Annotated in this window: 19 protein-coding genes, 2 tRNA genes, 1 other RNA gene and 3 pseudogenes; 13 read left to right on the plus strand and 12 right to left on the minus strand. The window is 53.4% G+C overall.

Annotation, left to right across the window (positions count from 1 at the left end):
- The first annotated feature begins 459 nt into the window (after nt 1-459).
- Complete coding sequence (locus HA41_RS09160) at nt 460-1,209, plus strand: MipA/OmpV family protein (RefSeq protein WP_094120521.1); 750 nt, start codon at nt 460-462, stop codon at nt 1,207-1,209.
- 72 nt (nt 1,210-1,281) lie between these two features.
- Nucleotides 1,282-2,132, plus strand: a pseudogene (locus HA41_RS09165) (aldo/keto reductase).
- On the opposite strand, the gene HA41_RS09170 reads toward HA41_RS09165, so the two are convergent.
- Both HA41_RS09170 and gapA read right to left on the minus strand, forming a co-directional pair.
- Complete coding sequence (locus tag HA41_RS09170; protein WP_094120522.1) at nt 2,129-3,025, minus strand: D-hexose-6-phosphate mutarotase; 897 nt, start codon at nt 3,023-3,025, stop codon at nt 2,129-2,131. The pseudogene HA41_RS09165 and the gene HA41_RS09170 sit on opposite strands and share 4 nt — an antisense overlap.
- A 74-nt stretch (nt 3,026-3,099) precedes the next feature.
- Entirely contained in the window at nt 3,100-4,098 is a 999-nt protein-coding gene (gene gapA / locus HA41_RS09175) for a glyceraldehyde-3-phosphate dehydrogenase (RefSeq protein WP_069728542.1), read from the minus strand.
- A gap of 343 nt (nt 4,099-4,441) precedes the next feature.
- Between gapA and msrB the strand changes: the two are divergent.
- Together msrB and HA41_RS09185 are read left to right on the plus strand one after the other, a co-directional pair.
- Nucleotides 4,442-4,853 (plus strand): annotated as a pseudogene (msrB, locus tag HA41_RS09180) (peptide-methionine (R)-S-oxide reductase MsrB).
- A 5-nt stretch (nt 4,854-4,858) separates the two neighbouring features.
- Complete coding sequence (locus HA41_RS09185; RefSeq protein WP_094120524.1) at nt 4,859-5,140, plus strand: YeaC family protein; 282 nt, start codon at nt 4,859-4,861, stop codon at nt 5,138-5,140.
- Between the two features lie 69 nt (nt 5,141-5,209).
- Here HA41_RS09185 and pncA read toward each other — a convergent pair whose 3' ends face one another.
- The 3 genes from pncA to sppA form a co-directional block, all read right to left on the minus strand.
- Entirely contained in the window at nt 5,210-5,818 is a 609-nt protein-coding gene (gene pncA / locus HA41_RS09190; protein ID WP_094120525.1) for a bifunctional nicotinamidase/pyrazinamidase, read from the minus strand.
- Between the two features lie 16 nt (nt 5,819-5,834).
- On the minus strand, nt 5,835-6,848 hold the full coding sequence (gene ansA, locus HA41_RS09195) for an asparaginase (RefSeq protein WP_094120526.1): 1,014 nt from the start codon (nt 6,846-6,848) through the stop codon (nt 5,835-5,837).
- Nucleotides 6,849-6,949: 101 nt separating this feature from the next.
- A complete protein-coding gene (gene sppA / locus HA41_RS09200; RefSeq protein WP_094120527.1) occupies nt 6,950-8,812 on the minus strand; it encodes a signal peptide peptidase SppA in 1,863 nt (620 codons plus the stop codon).
- Between the two features lie 174 nt (nt 8,813-8,986).
- Between sppA and HA41_RS09205 the strand changes: the two genes are divergently transcribed.
- The 3 genes from HA41_RS09205 (at nt 8,987) to HA41_RS09215 (ending at nt 11,952) form a co-directional block, all read left to right on the plus strand.
- The gene (locus HA41_RS09205) at nt 8,987-9,538 is read left to right on the plus strand and encodes an NAD(P)H nitroreductase (protein WP_094120528.1); all 552 of its coding nucleotides are present in this window, start codon (nt 8,987-8,989) and stop codon (nt 9,536-9,538) included.
- Between the two features lie 195 nt (nt 9,539-9,733).
- Complete coding sequence (locus tag HA41_RS09210; protein ID WP_094120529.1) at nt 9,734-11,647, plus strand: DNA topoisomerase III; 1,914 nt, start codon at nt 9,734-9,736, stop codon at nt 11,645-11,647.
- Nucleotides 11,644-11,952 (plus strand): YnjH family protein, encoded by a 309-nt coding sequence (locus tag HA41_RS09215; protein ID WP_094120530.1) that lies wholly within the window; start codon nt 11,644-11,646, stop codon nt 11,950-11,952. Before HA41_RS09210 ends, HA41_RS09215 begins: the two co-directional genes overlap by 4 nt.
- 45 nt (nt 11,953-11,997) lie before the next feature.
- Here HA41_RS09215 and xthA read toward each other — a convergent pair whose 3' ends face one another.
- From xthA to HA41_RS09245, 6 genes are all read right to left on the minus strand, one after another.
- Nucleotides 11,998-12,804 carry an exodeoxyribonuclease III gene (gene xthA / locus HA41_RS09220; protein WP_094120531.1) on the minus strand — a complete coding sequence of 269 codons (807 nt, stop codon included), beginning with the start codon at nt 12,802-12,804 and terminating at the stop codon, nt 11,998-12,000.
- Nucleotides 12,805-12,956: 152 nt separating this feature from the next.
- A non-coding RNA gene (locus tag HA41_RS09225) (RtT sRNA) lies at nt 12,957-13,084 on the minus strand.
- Nucleotides 13,085-13,125: 41 nt separating this feature from the next.
- Nucleotides 13,126-13,210: transfer RNA gene (locus tag HA41_RS09230), tRNA-Tyr, on the minus strand.
- Between the two features lie 35 nt (nt 13,211-13,245).
- A tRNA-Tyr gene (locus HA41_RS09235) sits at nt 13,246-13,330 on the minus strand.
- 143 nt (nt 13,331-13,473) lie between these two features.
- Nucleotides 13,474-14,322, minus strand: a complete 849-nt coding sequence (gene purU / locus HA41_RS09240) for a formyltetrahydrofolate deformylase (protein ID WP_094120532.1) — start codon at nt 14,320-14,322, stop codon at nt 13,474-13,476.
- 56 nt (nt 14,323-14,378) lie between these two features.
- On the minus strand, nt 14,379-14,834 hold the full coding sequence (locus HA41_RS09245; protein WP_094120533.1) for a YchJ family protein: 456 nt from the start codon (nt 14,832-14,834) through the stop codon (nt 14,379-14,381).
- Between the two features lie 96 nt (nt 14,835-14,930).
- On the opposite strand from HA41_RS09245, the gene rssA reads away from it, so the two are divergent.
- The 5 genes and pseudogenes from rssA (at nt 14,931) to HA41_RS09270 (ending at nt 20,440) form a co-directional block, all read left to right on the plus strand.
- Entirely contained in the window at nt 14,931-15,836 is a 906-nt protein-coding gene (gene rssA, locus HA41_RS09250; protein ID WP_094120534.1) for a patatin-like phospholipase RssA, read from the plus strand.
- Between the two features lie 99 nt (nt 15,837-15,935).
- Entirely contained in the window at nt 15,936-16,952 is a 1,017-nt protein-coding gene (rssB, locus tag HA41_RS09255) for a two-component system response regulator RssB (protein ID WP_094120535.1), read from the plus strand.
- A 193-nt stretch (nt 16,953-17,145) separates the two neighbouring features.
- A complete protein-coding gene (gene galU / locus HA41_RS09260; protein WP_094120536.1) occupies nt 17,146-18,054 on the plus strand; it encodes a UTP--glucose-1-phosphate uridylyltransferase GalU in 909 nt (302 codons plus the stop codon).
- A gap of 22 nt (nt 18,055-18,076) precedes the next feature.
- Nucleotides 18,077-19,418 (plus strand): annotated as a pseudogene (locus HA41_RS09265) (UDP-glucose dehydrogenase family protein).
- A 14-nt stretch (nt 19,419-19,432) separates the two neighbouring features.
- Complete coding sequence (locus HA41_RS09270) at nt 19,433-20,440, plus strand: NAD-dependent epimerase (protein WP_094120537.1); 1,008 nt, start codon at nt 19,433-19,435, stop codon at nt 20,438-20,440.
- Between the two features lie 99 nt (nt 20,441-20,539).
- Here HA41_RS09270 and hns read toward each other — a convergent pair whose 3' ends face one another.
- Entirely contained in the window at nt 20,540-20,947 is a 408-nt protein-coding gene (gene hns / locus HA41_RS09275; RefSeq protein WP_094120538.1) for a histone-like nucleoid-structuring protein H-NS, read from the minus strand.
- A 403-nt stretch (nt 20,948-21,350) separates the two neighbouring features.
- On the opposite strand from hns, the gene tdk reads away from it, so the two are divergent.
- On the plus strand, nt 21,351-21,971 hold the full coding sequence (tdk, locus tag HA41_RS09280; RefSeq protein ID WP_094120539.1) for a thymidine kinase: 621 nt from the start codon (nt 21,351-21,353) through the stop codon (nt 21,969-21,971).
- Nucleotides 21,972-22,027 lie beyond the last annotated feature (56 nt).

Genomic DNA, 22,027 nt, shown 5'->3' on the forward strand with positions numbered 1-22,027 from the left:
CAGCTTCATAACGCTGACGATAGTGATCGAATATATTCATAGCGATGCCCGTCCTTTCGTTTTTAGCACAGGTAAGGAGCGTAATTAGAGGCTCATGCAGCTCCCGGAAGATATTCTCTATTGAGTACAGCAACCCTTATGCCAACCTGATCAATTTTATCGGGATACACAATTTTACTGGCTACTCTGCTCGTACATATGGTCTGGTCTTACTTCTAACTGTAGATGGCTTCTAAGAAATTTCCTCCATGGCTGTGGATGAATGAGGGTGAGATCAACAACATAATCAGTCTGAGGTGAGGCCGGTAAGCGCCTCTGATGAGTTAACTTAACGTGATTTTAACCTTTAATGCCACTTTCTACGGCTGGCCGCTGAAAGGATTTCGATATAAGTTAATCCAGTCGCAAAAAAACGTTAGACTTCGTGTTTGATTGTTATATTTATGGAATGAATAAATTGTGAACCAATTCAAACTTAAGGCGCTTGTCGCACTTTTACCTTGTTATTTTCTCTCTGGTGGCGTAAATGCCGCACCCCTCTCGGTCGGGGCTTCAGTGATTTATGCCGAGTCGCCTTATCGTGGCGGTCAGGACCGTTACCTGCCGGTGCCGGTAATTAATTACGAGGGCGAGAACTTCTGGTTCCGTAGCCTGCAGGGCGGCTACTACCTGTGGAAAGATCCACAGAACCAGCTGTCACTGACGCTGCTTGGTTCTCCGCAGGAGTACAAACCCAGCGACAACGACCTGGGCGACATGAAAGGGCTGGATAAACGCCGGATGACCCTGATGGCGGGCGCGACATATCGTCACACTGCCGACTGGGGTATTGTCCGTACCGCATTGCTGGGCGACGTGCTGAACAACAGTAACGGCATGATCTGGGATTTAACCTATCTCTATCGCTTTGAAATGGGCGACTTCAGCCTGACGCCGGGCATTGGTGCGATGTGGAACAGTGCCAATCAAAACCGCTATTATTACGGTGTTTCGGGCCATGAAAGCGCCCGCACCGGCATCAGCCGTTATAATCCGGATGACAGCTGGTCACCTTATGTTGAACTGAGCGCCAGCTATCAGATTTCGACGCAGTGGAACGTCGGCGTGGTCGGCCGCTATACCCGTTTCGACAGCGAAATCAAAGATAGCCCGATGATCGACAAAAGCGGCCAGGCGACGCTCTGGACCGGCGTCAGTTACAACTTCTGATAACGCACAAAAAGAGGGCATTCTATGCCCTCTGTTCTTTTATGGGGCCTCGTAACGGGGCGGGGGAACGAAATGCGCAACAGCATGAATTTTGCCGGCCATAGCGATCTGCCGGTGATCGGTCAGGGCACCTGGTACATGGGCGAGAATTCCGATCAGCGCGCGACGGAAGTCGCTGCACTTCAGCACGGGCTGGCGTGTGGCCTGCGTCTGATCGATACCGCTGAAATGTACGCTGACGGCGCAGCCGAAGAGGTAGTCGGCGAAGCGTTACGGGGACGCCGTGACCAGGCGCTGGTGGTGTCGAAAGTTTACCCGTGGAATGCTGGTGAGCACGATGCCATTGAGGCTTGCGAACGTAGCCTGCAACGGCTGAAAACGGACTACCTTGATCTCTATCTTCTGCACTGGCGCGGGAATATCCCGCTGCAAGAGACGGTGCGGGCGATGGAACGACTGCAGCAGCAGGGAAAAATCCGCTACTGGGGCGTTTCTAATTTCGATACCGATGACATGGCTGAACTCTGGGATGAGCGGGCGGGACGCAGTGTGCCACCAATCAGGTGCTTTACCATCTCGGCTCACGGGGCATCGAATATGATCTGTTGCCCACCTGCCAGCAGCATGACGTGCCGATCATGGCATATTGTCCGCTGGCGCAGGCCGGACGGCTGCGCGATAGCCTGTTCAGCGACCCGCAACTGGGTCAGCTTGCACAACAAAAGGGCATCAGCGTGGCCCAGCTCCTGCTTGGCTGGGTGATTCGCCAGCCTGGCGTCATTGCTATCCCTAAAGCCAGTTCTGTCGCTCACGTAGAGGAAAATGCGGCGGCGCTGAAAGTGGTACTGAGTGTTGATGATCTGACCCTCATCAACCAGCGTTATCCGGCACCGCAGCATAAGTTACCGCTCGACGTGGTTTAAGCCTTAACCGCGTCGCCGCTGAGCTTTTTCTTCAGGCGAAAGGTGGTTGCCAGGCGGGCGGGTTTTTCGCCTGCACTGCGCAGCGGCTTATTGATGCGCGCTGTCTCAACGCAAACCATGGTCTTATAACCTTCATTCGGCATATCGGCCATGCTGCAGGAGAGCTCGACCCCAGGATTCCACGTCACGACGTCACTGTGATGGTGGTGATAGACCTCAATCTGGCGCTGTGAAGCCGGATCGTTAATCACCGAGCAATCTTCAGCTGCGGTAAAAATGCGATCGATCCGGCCCGGATAGCGTTGTCTGCCGTTGCTGCTGCCGATCTCACCCTGATTGACCTTGTCGATGTAGGTCTCACCCAGGCCCGACACTTCAATGCCGCTGATATCGCTGACGGTAAAATAGCTGTGCAGGGCAGCGGTGGCTTCAAAATCACCATGCGCTTCCAGTTCAATCTCACAGTGCTGACCCAGCCGGAAGCGGGCAATGAGGGTGAACTCATGCGGCCACAGCTTCAGCGTCTGAGGATTACTTTCCAGCACCAGCGTTAGCATCACGCCATCTTCATTTTCATCATGGGCTGACAGCGTCCACGGTTGATTGCGGGCAAAACCGTGTGCCGGTTCACCTGCCGGACCAAACCACGGCCAGCAGATCGGTACGCCGCCGCGGATCGCTTTGCCGGGCGAAAACAGACTCTTATCGCTGAGCCACAGAACCGGTTGCTCACCGCTGGGCTGCCAGGCAATCAGGTGGGCACCCTGCAGCGTAATGGCTGCACGCACTTTCGGATGACTGACAATAATCGCCGGCAGTTCACCAACCTGACGCTGTGAGAGGTAAGGGGAGATTTGTGTGATGACCGGCAGAGAAAACAGTTTATCTTGCATGTTCGATTCCTTCCTGAGCGGATCAAAAAAAGGGCGACCGAAGTCGCCCTTATTCTCAATGATGTCTGGCTGCCTTATTTAGCAGAAACCAGCGCAATCAGGTCGAGAACTTTGTTTGAGTAGCCAGTTTCGTTGTCGTACCAGGAAACCAGTTTCACAAAGTTGTCGTTCAGCGCGATACCGGCTTTAGCGTCAAATACTGAAGTCAGGATTTCGCCGTTGAAGTCAGTAGAAACCACGTCATCTTCAACGTAGCCCAGCACGTCTTTCATCTCGCCTTCTGCAGCCGCTTTAATGGCAGCACAGATTTCTTTGTAAGATGCCGCTTTTTCCAGACGTACGGTCAGGTCAACCACGGAAACGTTAGGGGTTGGTACGCGGAATGCCATACCGGTCAGTTTGCCGTTCAGCTCTGGCAGAACTTTACCTACTGCTTTCGCTGCGCCGGTTGAAGAAGGGATGATGTTCTGAGATGCGCCGCGGCCGCCGCGCCAGTCTTTGTGAGACGGGCCATCAACGGTTTTCTGAGTCGCGGTAGTCGCGTGAACGGTGGTCATCAGACCTTCAACGATACCAAACTTGTCATTGATCACTTTTGCCAGCGGTGCCAGGCAGTTAGTGGTGCACGATGCGTTAGAGACGATGTCCTGACCCTGATATTTGTCGAAGTTTGCACCACGAACAAACATTGGGGTGTCATCTTTAGAAGGACCGGTCAGAACGACCTTCTTCGCGCCTGCAGTGATGTGTTTACGCGCAGTTTCGTCGGTCAGGAAGATACCGGTTGCTTCAGCAACAACGTCAACGCCCACTTCGTCCCACTTCAGGTTAGCCGGATCTCTCTCAGAGGTAACACGGATTTTCTTGCCGTTAACAACCAGTGCGCCATCCTGAACTTCTACAGTGCCGTCGAAACGACCGTGCGTAGAGTCATACTTCAGCATGTACGCCATGTAATCCGCGTCCAGCAGGTCGTTGATTGCAACGATTTCGATGTCAGAACGCTGTTGAGCAGCACGGAAAACGATGCGACCGATACGGCCAAAACCGTTGATACCTACTTTGATAGTCATATATTCCACCAGCTATTTGTTAGTGAATAAAAGGTTGCCTGTAAAATTACAAAAACCTTACCAGGCGTCAAGCGGAATCGTGTCAATTGTTGCGACAAATCAATTCGCCTGAAAGGAATTATTCGATGCGCAACCGCTTGCGTACCGCCAATTGTATCGCGCTTCGTTTAATCAATCGCCGAATATATAGGGATGCCCCGGATAAAAGGTGATCGAAGTCACAAATCCGGGTTGTGAGAGTCGGACTGAAAGGGTGAGCACGAAAAAAGACCCGTCTTATGTTGATCATTTGTTAGAATAGTAGTCGAAATTTTCAGATTGGCACCCTTCCGGAATCTTAAAAATGGCTAAAGACACCGCACCCGAAGCAAAAAATTTCGCAGCTGACAGAAATGCAGCGTTATGTTACCCAGCATCGCGGAACGGAGCCGCCTTACAGTGGCGCACTGCTGCACAACAAACAGGAAGGCATTTATCACTGCCTGGTCTGTAATGCGCCGCTGTTTCTGTCAGAGACTAAATATGATTCAGGTTGTGGCTGGCCGAGCTTTTACCAGCCGGTGAGCGACGACGCGATTCGTTATATTGAAGATGACTCACACGGCATGCAGCGCATTGAAATCCGCTGTGGTCAGTGTGATGCGCATCTGGGACATGTCTTCCCGGATGGCCCACAGCCTACCGGCGAACGCTATTGTGTTAACTCTGCCTCATTGAATTTCACCGATGAGCAGGGTGAGCAGACGAAAGGATAAGTGCGATGAAGCAGCAACTGGAAGCGATGCTCGCCGCGATGACGCCAGAAGTCTACCAGCGACTGGCGACAGCGGTTGAGATTGGTAAATGGCCGGATGGCGTAGCGCTGACGCCGGAGCAACGTGAAAACTGCCTGCAGCTGGTCATGCTGTGGCAGGCGCGGCATAACGATAGCCCGCAACACATGACCATTGGCAAGGGCGGCGAAATGGTGACGAAGTCAAAAAAAGAGCTCAAAGAAGAGTTTGGTATCGATTCGGACGTCACCCGCATTCAGCTGCACTGAGTGAGCCGGGTCACCAGTAACGGCTGACCCGCACTTCCGGGTAAAAAAGGTGGCATAACGCCAGCTTTTTCATATCAGAATCGCGCCCTGCGCCATCATTTGTGCGAGGGCGATCTCGCTATCCTCAGGATTCAGATTCACCCCGCGACAGCCTTCTTTTACCACCTCAACGTGATAGCCCAGCTCCAGCGCATCCAGCACGCTGTATTTCACACAGTAATCGGTCGCCAGCCCCAGCATCACCAGATGGGTAATGTCGCGTTCGCGCAGCCAGCTATCGAGTTCGGTTTTACGGCGATGGCCGTTATCGAAAAAGGCGCTGTAACTGTCCACGTCCTGATCCTGGCCTTTATGGAAGATCGCATCGAACAGGCTGCGATCCAGCCTGGGATGGAAGTCAGCACCGGCCGATCCCTGAATACCGTGGTCGGGCCACCAGATTTGTGCCAGGCCATTCAATTCGCCGAGCATATAGACCGGTTCGCCAGACACCGAGGCAAAACTACCGTGATCGGCCGGATGCCAGTCCTGCAGCGCCACCACACATTCCCCGTTCTGATGAAAGGTGCGGGCATAACGATTGGCGATGTCAACGGTCTGGTCGCCTTCGTGGACAGCCATCGGGCCGCCAGGGCAAAAATCATTCTGGATATCAATAATGATGAGTGCGCGTTTCATTACAAGTCGCTCCGTCTCAGTCTTCTGTCAGTTCGCCGCGCAAATTTTGCTGCATTTTGCCACGTATTTCATCGGCAGAGAGGTTCTGGCTGAGTAAAAAGTGCAGCTTCGTCAGTGCTGCCTCAACTGTCAGATCCGAACCGCTGATGACGCCAGCATGCTCAAGCGCATTGCCGGTCGCGTAGCCGCCCATATTAACCTTGCCCGAAATACACTGCGTCAGATTAACGACCACAATCCCGCGCTGGCTGGCCTGCTGGAGTTCTGCCAGAAACTCGGCGTTTTGCGGCGCATTACCGACACCGTAAGAGCGCAGAATCAGCGCCTTAACAGGCTGACGCAGGAAGTTGCGCACCACATCCGCCGAGATGCCGGGATAGAGGGTGACGACGCCAATCGGCTGCGGCGTAATAGTGTGAACAATCAGTTCGCCCTGACCCTGTGGCGCGGCCGGCGTATTCAGGCGGCGGATATGAATACCGGCTTCCAGCAGTGCAGAGAGGTTAGGTGAGGCAAAAGCGTTAAAGCCATCGGCATGCGCTTTGGTGGTTCGGTTGCCACGATAGAGCGTATTGTTGAAAAACAGCGAGACTTCGCTGATTGGATAATTCGCCGCGACATAGAGTGAGTTCAATAAGTTCTGCTGCCCATCAGAACGCAGCTCTGCCAGCGGAATCTGCGAGCCGGTGACGATAACCGGTTTAGCCAGATTCTCCAGCATAAAGGAGAGAGCGGACGCGGTAAACGCCATGGTATCGGTGCCATGCAGAATCACAAAACCATCGTAGCGTTCGTAGTTCTGACGAATATCTTCGGCGATTGACTGCCAGTCCTGCGGCGTCATATCGGAAGAGTCGATCAGTGGCTGATACTCATGGATGGTGAAATCGGGCATTTCGGGGCGGTGGAACTCCGGCATGTTAGCCAGCTGCTGCTGCAGATGACCCGAGACCGGAATATACCCCTGCGCCGAGCGCTGCATACCAATGGTACCGCCAGTGTAGGCTACGTAGATGTTTTTCTTTTGCATCAGAGAACTCAGACTTGCCGTAAAACGCGCAGTATAAGGGGAATGACGAGGAAATGCAGCCCGACCCATGGCCGGGCTGCGAGGTTTATCGCACTGTTGACTTACCGCACGTCACCGCAGTTCAGGCAGAAGGCATACCGGTTTTGCGGATCGTTGAGGTGATCGAACAGCCCTGGCTGCGCTTTCATCTCGCTCATCACATCCAGCATCGGCGCCGGTAGCCAGGCTTTCAGCGGATCCGGCAACACGGCGCGAATCGAGGCATTCATCTGGTTCAGCATCATATCTAAGAAACCCGGGGCATCCTGATACCAGCTCAGCTGCGGTTTGCTGACCTTCGCCAGCTCTCCGGCTTTCTTCACTGCATCGTCAAAGTCACCCAGCGCATCGACCAGACCATTGGCTTTGGCGTCGCTCCCGGTCCAGACGTGACCCTGCGCAATGGTGTCGATCTGCTCCGGCGTCTTGTTGCGTGACTTCGCCACCAGACCCACAAAGTTGCGATAACCATTTTCGATGGTCAGCTGCATCAGTTGCTGAACTTCGGTTGGCAACGCTTTGGTGGTGGAAATATCCGCCAGCGGCGAGGTGGCGACACCGTCGGTGTGCACCCCAATTGCATCCAGGCTGTTTTCCAGCGTATTGATCACACCGAAAATACCGATAGAGCCGGTCAGGGTGCTCGGGTTAGCCACGATGTAGTTAGCGGGTGTCGAAATCCAGTAGCCTCCAGAGGCAGCCATACCGCCCATTGAAACCACGATTGGTTTACCGGCGGCATGTGCGGCCGCCAGCTCTTCACGAATCGCTTCGGACGCCGTCACGCTTCCGCCTGGGCTGTTCACCCGCAGAATGATGGCTTTAATTTTCGGATCGAGACGCGCATCGCGGATCTGTGCGGCAGTGGTATCCCCCCCGACGTTACCGGGCGTCTCTTCACCGTCCATGATCGCACCACTGGCCAGTACCACAGCAATGTTGCCATCCTGCTGCGCTGAGGCCGGTTTGACCGCGTAGTCGTAGATGCTGACGCTGCGATAATCGTTGCTCTGCTTATCCAGGCCAAAAGTTTTCACCAGCTCCTGATCGGCGGCCGCACGGGAACCCAGCACATCCACCAGCTTGTTATCCAGCGCGTACTGCGCGGTATCGCCCTTAACGGCGTTCAGTCCGGCAATCACCGCCGCCGCACCCGGGAACAGTTGTTCAGGCGTAATCTGACGATTAGCTGATACGGTATTCAGGTAGTTCTGCCACAGCTGACCCACCCAGCGGCTATCCGCATCGCGGGCAGCAGGTGACATATCATCACGCAGGAACGGCTCTACTGCGGATTTATAGGTCCCGACCCGGAACACATGGGAGGTGACTTTCAGTTTTTCCAGCAAGGTTTTGTAATAGAGGCCGTTGGTGGCAAATCCGTGCAGATCGACCGTGCCCTGCGGCGACAGGTAGATTTTGCTGGCGTAGCTGGCGAGATAATATTGCGCCTGGCTGTAGCTGTCGCCCAGCGCATAAATCGGTTTGCCGCTGTCGCGGAATTCACGCAGCGCTTTACCGACATACTGCAGCGAAGGCTGATCGCCACCGGCAAAGTCGCGTAAATCCAGCACCATACCTTTGATGTTGCTGTCCGTTTTGGCCTGACGGATCGCATCGACCACGTCAAACAGCGAATTTTCCTGCAGGCGGTCACTGCTGGCACCCAGCAACTGGCGGCCAATTTTGCTCAGGCGATTGCTGACCGAGGGTTTATCCACCAGCACGCCGCTGAGATCGACCCGCAGCGCACCTTGTTGCAAGGGCGCCGAACTGCTGCCCGAACCGCTGACCTGCAACCAGATGCCGACACCTGCCACAATTAACAAAATCAGGAAAATATTCAGGATGAATTCCCTGACAAAATTTAATACCCGCCAGGTCCAGCGAAACAGACCTGCAATTATTCGCCACAATGTGCGCATCAGACTCTCCATATTCATGTAGCCGGAAGTGGCCGCCGCGCGTACCAGGCTTCCCCGACGAGCTCATCCTAAAGAGCAGCGTGCTAAAAGTCAGCAGGAATTCACCGCCGACTGTTACAAAAAATCTGCCTGTGCCAGGATTACTGCAACATTAATGCGATCGGGAGAAAAAACATGGATGCACTGGAGTTACTGGTTAACCGTCGTTCGGCGTCACGTCTGACCGAACCGGCACCCGCCGGCGAGGCGCTGGAAAATATTCTGCGCGCCGGTATGCGCGCACCGGATCACGGCACGCTGCAACCCTGGCGCTTTATTATTGTTGAGGGTGAGGGGCGCGATCGGCTGAGTCAGCTGCTGGAGCAGGCGGCACGCGATAAGCAACTGGATGAGAAGGCGATTAACAAGGCCAGTCAGTCGCCGTTTCGTGCTCCGATGATCATCACTGTGGTGGCGCACTGTGAACCGCACCCGAAAGTGCCGCGCTGGGAGCAGATCGCCTCAGCCAGCTGTGCCGTGATGGCAATGCAGATGGCTGCGGCCGCGCAGGGATACAACGGTATCTGGCGCAGCGGCCCCTGGACTGACGACGCGGCGGTGCGTCAGGCATTTGGCTGCCGGGAGCAGGATGCCATTGTCGGCTTCCTCTATTTAGGCACGCCACAGCTCAAGTCCAGCACCACGGTACTGCCGCCCGACACCGCGCCTTTCGTCAGCTACTTCTGACCCTGATCTTTTCCCACCATGCAGGGCATTTTCTGGCCCTGCTGATTGAACGGTTCCTGTGCGAATGATCGCTAACCCAGCCCGTGATGCTTACGCCAGACGCCTTGCCAGGCTAACATAGCCGCCATGATTGCAGCCGACAGCTAACAATCGGTTATCCCCGTTATTCCCTGATGTTAAGGATTACCTGATTCAATGCGTTTGTTTATTGCGGAAAAACCCAGTCTTGGGCGTGCCATCGCCGATGTACTGCCAAAACCCCATCGTCGCGGTGACGGATATATCGCCTGCGGTAACGATCAGGTGGTCACCTGGTGCGTCGGGCATCTGCTGGAGCAGGCGCAGCCCGACAGCTACGACAGCCGCTATGCGCGCTGGTCGCTGGCCGACCTGCCGATTATTCCGGAAAAATGGCGGCTCCAGCCGCGCCCGTCGGTGGCGAAGCAGTTAAAAGTGGTGGAGGGCCTGCTGGCGCAGGCCAGTGAAGTCGTCCATGCCGGTGACCCGGATCGGGAAGGTCAGCTGCTGGTGGATGAGGTGCTCGACTATCTCAACCTGCCGGCCGAAAAACGCAGTCGGGTACAGCGCTGTCTGATCAACGATCTCAATCCACAGGCGGTGGATCGCGCGGTTAACCGCCTGCGTGAAAACCGGGAATTTATTCCGCTCTGCGTCTCGGCACTGGCGCGTGCGCGCGCTGACTGGCTCTACGGGATCAACATGACCCGCGCCTGGACGCTGCTGGGACGTAATGCCGGTTATGATGGCGTGCTGTCAGTGGGACGGGTACAGACACCGGTGCTCGGGCTGGTGGTACGACGCGACGAAGAGATTGAGAACTTCCTGCCGAAAGAGTACTTCGAGGTGAAAGCCCATATCGTCACGCCTGACGACGTACGGTTTGTCGCCAGTTGGGTGCCGAGCGAAGCCTGTGAACCGTGGCAGGATGAAGAGGGACGTCTGCTGAAGCGGGCGCTGGCCGATCACGTTGTGGCGCGTATCACCGGCCAGCCCGCAACGGTGACCGCCTACAGCGATAAACGTGAAAATGAAGGCGCACCGTTACCGTTTTCCTTATCCAGCCTGCAGATTGAGGCGGCGAAGCGTTACGGTCTGAGTGCACAGACGGTGCTCGATACCTGTCAGCGACTCTACGAAACCCACAAGCTGATTACCTATCCGCGTTCCGATAGCCGCTATCTGCCGGAAGAACATTTCGCGGGCCGCCATGCGGTACTGAATGCCATTCAGTCTCATCAGCCGCAGCTGACGCCACCGGCGGATTTTGATGCCGAACGCCGCAACCGCTGCTGGGATGATAAAAAAGTCGATGCGCACCATGCCATCATCCCGACTGCCCGAGCCGGCTCAGTAAAACTCAGCGAAAATGAGCAAAATATCTATGCGCTGGTGGCACGCCAGTATCTGATGCAGTTCTGCCCGGATGCGGTGTTCCGTAAATGTGTCATTGAGCTGGAGATCGCGGGCGGCAAATTCGTCGCCAAAGCGCGCTTCCTGGCGGAGGCGGGCTGGCGGGCACTGCTCGGTAACAAAGAGCGGGACGAAGAAAATGATGGTATGCCGCTGCCGGTGGTCGCCAAAGGGGATGAGCTGTTGTGTGAGCACGGCGAGGTGCTGGCGAAGCAGACTCAGCCACCGCGTCCTTTTACTGACGCCACCATTCTTTCCGCCATGACCGGGATTGCCCGCTTCGTTCAGGATAAAGAATTAAAGAAAGTGCTGCGCGCGACCGATGGTTTAGGGACGGAAGCGACACGAGCCGGCATTATCGAATTGCTGTTTCGCCGTGGCTTCCTGGTGAAAAAGGGCCGCTATATTCACTCAACTGAGGCTGGTCGAGCCCTGATTCACTCGTTACCCGATCTGGCTGCCCGTCCGGATATGACGGCACAGTGGGAATCGACCCTGACCCGTATCAGCGAGAAAGCCTGCCGCTATGATGAGTTTATGCAGCCGCTGGTGCAGACCCTGACCGGGTTGATTCATCAGGCACGGCAGCAGCCGGTGCATGCGTTTCGGGGATTACCGTCCACCGGGCAAAAGCGTCCGGTGCGCAAAACAAAGCGTAAAGTCAAGGAGACGGAATGAGGCGTTATTTACTTTTAACAGTACTGGCCCTGTCGCTGGCTGCCGGTGCAGTGCAGGCTAACAGTCGTCATCAGCCGCCACCAGTAAGCGATAATGGCGTTAATACCGATGTGGTAGTGGACCTGCCGCCGGAAGTCTGGACCCAGGGTCAACGGCGTCAGCCGGACTGTATCAGATGCTGTATCTTTGAGGATCGTAACTACAGCGAAGGCTCGGTAGTCAAGTCAGAAGGGGTACTGCTTCAGTGCGCCCGCGATGAGCATTCGCTTGGCACCAATAATCTGATCTGGAAAATCGTTAAATAATCATCGCGTGGCATTCCGCCACGCGTTCTTCAGTTCAGCGCGCAGTCAGAATCTAAAGGTTGACCATATCGGCGCATGATCCGACGGTTTTTCCATGCCGCGGATAGCATAATCGATGCCGCTCTCGACGCAGTGTTCCGCCAGGTTTTTACTCGCCAGCACCAGATCGATACGCAGACCGCGATTATCATCGAATCCTTTCGAGCGGTAATCGAACCACGAAAAACGGTCAGCAGTTTCAGGATTATGCGCCCGCCAGGTATCCACCAGCCCCCAGCTCATCAACCGATCCATCCATTCACGCTCTTCCGGCAGGAATGAACATTTACCGGTGCGCAACCAGCGCTTACGACTCTCTTCACCAATGCCAATGTCGAGATCGGTGCTGCTGATATTCATGTCGCCCATGATGAGCACCGGTTTATCGGCGGGTAAATCCTCGGTCAGAAAACGCTGCAGATCACGATAAAATTTCTCTTTGGCCGGGAATTTGGTCGGATGGTCGCGACTCTCCCCCTGCGGGAAATAGCCGTTGATCACGGTGATGTCGCCGATCGGGCTGGGGATTTCGGCCATAATCAGCCGGCGCTGGGCTTCTTCATCATCACCGGGAAAGCCACGACGTACCGCAACCGGCTGAACTTTTGTCAGCAGGGCAACGCCATAATGGCCTTTCTGACCGTGATAGAAGACGTTGTAGCCGAGCTTTGCCACCTCTTCCAGCGGAAACATATCGTCGTGGACTTTAGTTTCCTGCAGGCCAATCACGTCCGGGTTATGTTGCTCGACAAGTGCCTGGAGCTGATGCGGGCGGGCGCGCAAGCCGTTGATGTTGAATGAAACAAATTTCATGGGGTCGACCGTTATTCAGCGAGTAATAGGCTGGGATGGTAGCGATTTTTGCCTGAAAAGTCATGGCAGAACACGGTAAGAGTGCGCGAAAGGGCAGGTTCAGATGGACCACGCAGTGTGGACGTAACGAAAACAGCAGAGTGTAACGGGAGAAGGCAGGGGAGAAGGATTATTCGGCGCGTTGCGCCTCACCCTTCTTGCCGCGCTGAAGCGCGTTGTCTCGCGATGCCCGACCCGAACCTTAGACGAAGGTTCTCATCCCTCTCCCCGCAGAACAGGAAGTTTTGGTGTCAGTACAGGGAATGAGTGCAACATGCGAGATGGTGGTGGGAGAAGGATTCGAACCTTCGAAGTCTGTGACGGCAGATTTACAGTCTGCTCCCTTTGGCCGCTCGGGAATCCCACCAGGGATGGCTAATGCAGGCTAAAAGACGATTCAGATGGTGGTGGGAGAAGGATTCGAACCTTCGAAGTCTGTGACGGCAGATTTACAGTCTGCTCCCTTTGGCCGCTCGGGAATCCCACCATGGCCTGAATCTTTCTCTCTTAAAGCGGGGCGCATCATACCAAATGCGATAGGGGTGTAAAGCGCCCATCGGCAAAACAGCAACTGTTTGCCCACTTTTACCCGGAGCGCTGAATCTGCAGGCAATTCAGCGTCCGGGGTGATTAAAGAATAATCGTTCGGTTGCCGTAGACAAAGACGCGCTGCCCCAGCACTTTGTACAGCGCGCGGCTTAACACGTTTTTCTCGACGTCACGACCAGCACGCATCATCTCTTCGGCGGTATAGCTGTGATCGACATTAATGACGTCCTGCATAATGATCGGGCCTTCATCAAGGTTATCATTCACATAGTGCGCGGTGGCGCCGATAATTTTCACGCCGCGTTCGTACGCCTGATGATAGGGACGAGCGCCGATAAAGGCGGGCAGAAACGAGTGGTGAATGTTGATAATCTGGTTAGGGTAACGCTGGACGAACGACGGCGTCAGGACGCGCATATATTTGGCCAGCACCACATAGTCAGGCTGATAACGATCGATCTCTTCAACCATCCGGCTGTCATGCTCATCACGCGTCAGGCCTTCATGGCTGACCAGCACGAACGGGATATCGAAACGCTCTACCAGTGAACGCAGCGTGTCATGGTTGCCAATGACCGCGGCAATCTCCATATCCAGACCGCCAAAAGCACTTTTCATCAGCAGATCGCCAAGGCAGTGCGCCTCTTTGGTCACCAGGATAACCACGCGGCGGCGGCCAGCGCTGTGCAACTCACGGACCGACCCCTGCGGCAGGGCGCTATCGAGATCGGCCAGCAATGTGTTGTCGTTAAAAATCCCTTCCAGTTCTGTGCGCATAAAAAAACGCCCGGTGCGATGATCCACAAACTCGTTGTTCTGCACGATATTCAGTTCGTGCTTGTAACAAATATTGGTGATTTTGGCGATCAGACCTTTTGCATCGGGACAAATGGTACGTAAAACTTTTCTTTGCATGGTTTGCGCTTGCATCTCAATCAGAGTCCTGTCAAAGCATTAGGGGTAGAACCATTGCGGCCGTTAGCGGCTCAGCCACAACATTTTTTGTATTTTTTGTCGGCACCGCAGGGGCACCGATCGTTACGGCCAATCGGCGGTGTCGTTCCGTCGACATAGTACCAGCGTTGATCCTCACGAAGAAAGCGTGAACACTCATGAATGGCCTGAATGCTCATTTTCTCGCGGTATCGCGCAAAAAAGGTAACGAAAGCTTCATTGTCATGGCTTCCATGATTACAACGAGTTACATTCAGGCTAAGCCATTCGGTACCCGGAAAACTTTCAGATAAAAGCCCTGCCAGCGCCGGCTGACGTTTGGCAGGATGCCAGGTGGAAACCAGATAATCTGCATTCTGCTGAACATACGCACAATAACGTGAACGCATAAGTTGTTCAGCTGTAACAGGAATTTGGGTACCCTTGAGAAAGGGCTCGCAACATACGCTATACTGCTCTCCGCTACAACATGGGCAGATGTCTGACACGTGATCTCCTGAGAGTAATGAGTCGGAATAACCAGCGCGCTATGTTAGCTGACCCCACGTTGTGACGCTATGCATTGACGGCAGGACCAGACACAGATGAGAAAGGTAAAAATTGGATTGGCTCTGGGTTCTGGAGCGGCCAAAGGATGGGCGCATATCGGGGTAATCAAAGCCCTTGAGCACGCCGGAATTGAAGTTGATGTCGTCGCTGGCTGTTCCGTCGGCGCGCTGGTTGGCTCAGCCTATGTTAATAACCGCTTGCCGCTGATGGAAAAATGGGTCGGCGCGTTTCGTTACTGGGATGTCATTCGCCTGATGGATGTTTCATGGCAGCGTGGCGGCTTGTTGCGCGGCGAGCGGGTCTTTAATCATGTCCGGCAGTTAATTCCCAACGACACTATAGAGACCTGCGGTAAACCCTTTGGCGTGGTCGCCACCAACCTCAGTACCGGTCGTGAACTGTGGTTAACCGAAGGCGATTTACATCAGGCGGTGCGCGCATCCTGCAGTATGCCAGGCTTATTACCGCCCGTGGGCTACAATGGGTATTGGCTGGTGGATGGCGCCGTCGTTAACCCGGTGCCCATTTCGTTAACGCGTGCCCTGGGCGCAGACATTGTTATTGCCGTAGACCTGCAGCATGACGCGCATCTGATGCAGCAGGACCTGTTTTCTGTGACACCTCAGAACAGTGAAGAAGAAGCCGCTGCGGTGGCATTGAGCTGGCGCGGAAAGCTGAGACAGCGTCTGGTGAATTTTAGCCAGCGTCGTGCGTCCCAGACGCCGGGAGCGATGGAGATCATGACCACCTCTATCCAGGTGCTGGAAAATCGCCTGAAGCGAAATCGAATGGCAGGCGATCCGCCCGATGTCCTCATTCAACCCGTCTGTCCGCAAATTTCGACGCTGGACTTTCATCGGGCTGAAGAGGCTATCGAGGCAGGCAAGGCCGCCGTTGAGAAGAAAATGGATGAACTGTTACCACTGGTCCGTGGCAGATAATCAGGTTGTTCATTCACAGATGTTACTTCGGGCAATTCTGAAAGGCGCAACTGCGTTTTATGAACCACTATTGAAAGATCTGGTACGCAGGGGGAGAGAATGGAAAAACCACTAATCGGCAAAAAGATACTCATTGTCGAAGATGAGGCTGTTTTCCGTTCGTTGCTGGACCAATTTTTGTTATCGATGGGTGCTGTGACGTTACAAGCGGAAGATGGTCTGGAAGCAATTGCACAACTGCAGCAGCATACTGTCGACCTGATAATTTGCGATCTGGAGATGCCGCGCATGAGTGGCATTCAGTTCGTTGAGCATATCCGTACCCGTGGCAATGCGGTGCCCATTTTGATCATCTCTGCCACTGAAAACATGTCCGATATCGCGCATGTGTTGCGCCTTGGGGTACAGGATGTGCTGCTCAAACCACTGAAAAACTTTGAACGCTTCCGTGAAGCGGTCTATGAATGCCTTTATCCCTCAATGTTCACCTCCAAAGTGGAGGAGGATGAGCAGCTGTTCCAGGACTGGGATGCGCTGGTGCGCGATCCGAAAGCTGCCGCTAAGTTGCTCAAGCAGCTCCAGCCGCCGGTACAACAGACTATTGCTAACTGTCGGGTCAACTATCGCCAGCTCACCATGGCAGAGCAACCCGGTCTGGTGCTCGATATCGCTGCACTTTCTGATAAAGACCTGGCTTTCTATTGCCTGGACGTGACCCGGGCTGGCGACAATGGCGTGCTGGCTGCGCTTCTGTTGCGGGCGCTATTCAATGGCTTGTTGCAGGAACAGTTGTCCGGACAAAAACAGCGGTTACCGGAGCTGAATGGTCTGCTCAGACAGGTCAATCTGCTATTGCGTCAGGCCAATCTCAGCGGCCAGTTCCCCTTACTGGTGGGTTACTACCATCGTGGTTTAAAAAATCTTATCCTGGTGTCGGCTGGTTTAAACGCCACGCTCCATGTTCATGCCCATCAGATTCAACTGAGTAATGGTGTCCCGCTCGGCACGATGGGAAGCACCCATCTTAACCAGATCAGTCAGCGCGCAGATAACTGGCAATGCCACGTCTGGGGCGCGGGCGGACGCATTCGCCTGATGTTATCGGCTGAAGAATAAACCGCAAAAATTAATTTAATCTGGCGCTGGAGACAGGGCCAGAAGTTAGCTTTACACTTGGGTAATAGTCTTAATTTCGACGGTTTGAGTTCTTCCAGGATAAATCCGTTCGATACTAACTGATATACTCATTTCCGAATTTAAACCGACATATCAAGTATTAACTTGAACGGCCTATAAGAGAGGTATCTTAATGTCTGCCTATAAGTCCAAAGTAAAAAAAGCGGTAATCCCGGTAGCGGGTCTGGGCACGCGTATGCTCCCAGCCACTAAAGCGATTCCGAAAGAGATGTTACCGCTGGTTGATAAGCCGTTAATCCAGTATGTCGTTAACGAGTGTATTGCTGCGGGCATCAACGAAATCGTTCTGGTGACCCACTCCTCTAAAAACGCCATCGAAAACCACTTCGATACCAGCTTCGAACTGGAATCTATGCTGGAAAAACGCGTTAAGCGTCAGTTGCTGGATGAAATTCAGTCAATCTGTCCGCCACATGTCACCATCATGCAGGTCCGTCAGGGCATCGCTAAAGGTCTGGGTCACGCTGTGATGTGTGCACACCCACTGATCGGCGATGAGCCATTTGCGGTCATCCTGCCAGACGTCATCATCGACGAATACGAATCTAACCCAACCAAAGATAACCTGGCAGAGATGCTGAGCCGTTATGAAGAGTCTGGCCGCAGCCAGATCATGGTTGAGCCGGTTGCTGACGTAACAGCTTACGGTGTGGTCGATTGCCAGGGCGCAGAACTGAACCCAGGCGACAGCGCACCTATGGTCGGTGTGGTTGAGAAGCCTAAAGCGACAGAAGCGCCATCAAACCTTGCCGTAGTGGGTCGTTATGTTCTCTCCTCTGACATCTGGCCACTGCTGGCAAAAACGCCTCCAGGTGCAGGCGGTGAAGTTCAGTTGACTGACTCTATCGCTATGCTGATGGAAAAAGAGACCGTTGAAGCTTACCACCTGAAAGGTGTGAGCCATGACTGCGGTAACAAACTGGGTTACATGCAGGCTTTCGTTGAGTACGGTGTTCGTCATCCGGTATTGGGCAAAGATTTTTCTGAATGGCTCGATGGCGCAGTTGGCAACAAAAAGTAATTCATAAACACAGGATAACTCGATGAAAGTCACTGTATTTGGTATCGGCTATGTCGGTCTGGTTCAGGCTGCGGTGTTGGCCGAAGTCGGACATGACGTTCTCTGCATTGATGTCGACGAAAAGAAAAGTCGAAAATCTGAAAAAAGGCATCATTCCTATTTTCGAACCAGGTTTAACGCCGCTGGTAATGTCTAATTACGAAGCGGGTCGTCTGAAGTTCAGCACTGATGCTGAATTGGGCGTAAACCATGGTGTTATGCAGTTTATTGCGGTCGGTACGCCACCGGATGAAGACGGCTCTGCCGATCTGAAATATGTGACCGCTGTAGCGCGCACCATTGCGCAATACATGACAGATCACAAAGTGGTTATCGACAAATCAACCGTTCCGGTTGGCACAGCAGACAAAGTGCGTGCGGTGATGACGGAAGCGCTTCAGGCGCGTGATGCTAACATCACTTTTGATGTGGTCTCTAACCCTGAGTTCCTCAAGGAAGGCGCGGCAGTGAATGACTGTATGCGTCCTGAGCGTATCGTTGTCGGCACCGATAACGACGAAGTGGTTGAACTGTTACGCGAGCTCTACGAGCCGTTTAACCGCAACCACGATCGTATGATTATGATGGATATCCGTAGCGCAGAGCTGACCAAGTACGCCGCGAACTGCATGCTGGCGACCAAAATCAGCTTTATGAACGAGATCTCTAACCTGGCTGAGCGTTTAGGCGCGGATATTGAAAAAGTACGGCAGGGTATCGGCTCTGATCCCCGTATTGGCTACCACTTCATCTATCCGGGCTGTGGCTATGGTGGCTCCTGCTTCCCGAAAGATGTGCAGGCGCTGATCCGTACCGCGGAGTCTATCGGCTACAAACCTCGCCTGCTGCAGGCGGTGGAAGATGTTAATGACAGTCAGAAGACCAAGTTGCCAACGTTCATCAAGCGTCATTTTGGTGACGATCTGAGCGGCAAGACCTTTGCGCTCTGGGGTCTGTCATTTAAGCCGAATACCGACGACATGCGTGAAGCCTCCAGCCGCGTGCTGATGGAAACACTGTGGGAAGCGGGTGCTTCTGTTCAGGCGTTTGATCCGGAAGCCATGGATGAAGCGCAGCGCATCTACGGTCACCGCAGCGATCTGAAGCTGATGGGGACCAAAGAAGCGGCACTGCAGGGCGCTGACGGTCTGGTCATCTGTACGGAGTGGCAAAACTTCCGTGCGCCTGACTTTGACGTCATCAAAAATGCACTGAAAGAACCCGTGATTTTTGATGGTCGTAACCTGTATGATCCAGAGCGTACCAGCAAACGCGGATTCGTTTATTATGCAATCGGCCGCGGAGCGTCTATTCAAATTGCGTAATTAATGAGGGATTTATGAACTTTCTGGTCACCGGCGCCGCAGGCTTTATTGGTTTTCATGTTAGCCAACGTCTGCTGGCCGCCGGTCACCAGGTTGTCGGAATCGACAACCTGAATGATTATTATGACGTAAATCTTAAGCATGCTCGCCTTAACCTGATCAAACCCGATCGCGCTTTTACCTTTATTGAAATGGATCTGGCTGACCGTGACGCTATGGCGTCACTGTTTCAACAGTATACATTCCAGCGCGTTATTCATTTAGGCGCTCAGGCAGGTGTTCGCTATTCCATAGAGAATCCACATGCCTACGCCGATGCCAATCTGATTGGTCACCTCAACATTCTTGAGGGCTGTCGCCATCATAAAATCGAACATCTGCTTTATGCTTCCTCCAGTTCAGTTTATGGCCTGAATCGTAAAATGCCTTTCTCGACCGAAGATAGCGTTGACCATCCGGTTTCGTTATATGCGGCGACCAAGAAAGCCAACGAGTTAATGTCCCATACTTACTCGCATCTCTATCAGTTGCCGACAACCGGGCTACGGTTCTTTACCGTTTATGGTCCGTGGGGCCGGCCGGATATGGCATTATTTAAATTCACCCGCGCGATGATTGCTGGTGAAGCGATTGATGTTTATAACCAGGGCCAGATGAAACGCGATTTCACCTATATTGATGACATTGCGGAAGCGATTGTTCGCCTGCAGGATGTTATTCCACAGGCGGATGAAAAGTGGACGGTAGAGAGCGGCTCGCCAGCGACCAGTTCGGCTCCTTACCGCGTTTACAATATTGGTAACAGTCAGCCGGTGACGCTGATGAGTTATATTGAAGCCATCGAGAAAGCGTTAGGCATTACGGCCATCAAAAACCTGATGCCGATGCAGCCTGGTGATGTGCTGGAGACCAGCGCCGATACGGAAGCACTGTTTAAGGCGATTGGCTTTAAGCCACAGACCAGTGTGGAAGAGGGCGTTAAGCACTTTGTTGACTGGTATCGGGATTTTTATCAGGTATGATGCAAAATAAAAAAGGAAGCCAGCGCTTCCTTTTTTTCTTTTAACGCATATTACCTTCAGCATCAGCTCCGGTGATTTTCAGCGAAGCGGGAGGGGTTATTAAAGTAAAAAATCGTCCAGCTGTTTGCCTTGTTCTTCCAGCGCTTTTTTAATCACGGCGGGGGTGCGGCCCTGACCGGTCCAGGTTCTGGATTCGCCTTTTTCATCAACGTAGTGATATTTTGCCGGACGTACTGAACGGTTACCTTTTCCTGTACCCTTGATATCTGACAGAGAGCTAAGCAGTTCATTCGGATCAATGCCATCCGCCAGCAGCATTTCACGATACTGATTAAGTTTACGTGCGCGCTCGGCACTTTCCGCCTGAGTCAGCGACTCTTCTTCGCGACGTTCTTTTACCACCACTTCAAGCTTTTCCAGCATCTCTTCCAGCGAGTCTACCGGATACTCTCTGGCCTGGGCACGCAGCGTACGGATATTATTAAGAACTTTTAGTGCTTCGCTCATTGTCCTGGTCTCTGAATAATAAAAAAGTTATTTTGCCCGACAATAGTAGAGGCGGTAATAAATAACTTCAACACAAATTAAAATTATAGCGTCAGTAAATATATAAATAGAGTCGAAACAAAAGTCATGCTTCAGTAAAATTTACTTTTTCCTTGTTTAAGACTATTACTTCACCGGTTTTAAAAGAAGTAAATTTAATACATTAAGGAAGGGGGTAAAAATTGCCGCCTGTTGTGGCTGGCTTAACCCAGACCCGCTGCGCTGCGTGACGTCAGCAGGGCGGTGGTGTGCCAGCAACGGAACGCTGTTTGATCATTATTCGGGGATCCATCCCCTCGGTTTGGCGGCACTTTATGCTAATATGCGCGCCATTCCGTTTAGTCCTGATGAAGAACCCGCTGCTATGGCTCAACTCTATTTCTACTACTCTGCGATGAATGCAGGAAAATCGACCGCCTTACTTCAGTCCTCTTACAACTATCAGGAACGCGGTATGCGGACGCTGGTCTATACCGCGGAAATTGACGACCGCTTCGGCGCTGGCACGGTAAGCTCCCGCATTGGTCTCTCGTCGCCTGCCTTGCTCTATAACGCAGAGACGTCGCTCTACCGCGATATCGCCAGCGAACATGCTGCGCAGGCTATTCACTGCGTGCTGGTCGATGAGAGTCAGTTCCTGACCCGTGAGCAGGTCAAAGCCCTGTCCGACGTGGTGGATAATCTCGATATTCCGGTGCTCTGCTATGGCCTGAGAACGGATTTCCGTGGAGAACTGTTTACCGGTAGCCAGTATCTGCTGGCATGGGCTGACAAGCTGGTTGAACTGAAGACGATTTGTCACTGTGGTCGTAAAGCCAGTATGGTGCTGCGGCTCGACAGCGAGGGGAAACCCTTTAGCGAAGGGGAGCAGGTGGTGATTGGGGGCAACGAACGCTATATCTCGGTATGTCGCAAACACTACAAACAGGCGATAGAGCAGGGATCGTTGCAGGCGATTTATGGTGCCCAGACGCCGCTCAACTGATGCCAGCGTGACAGGCATAAAAAAACCCGCCGTAGCGGGTTTTTATTTACTTATCG

The sequence above is a fragment of the Pantoea conspicua genome (assembly GCF_002095315.1).
In the GTDB taxonomy this organism is placed as follows: domain Bacteria; phylum Pseudomonadota; class Gammaproteobacteria; order Enterobacterales; family Enterobacteriaceae; genus Pantoea; species Pantoea conspicua.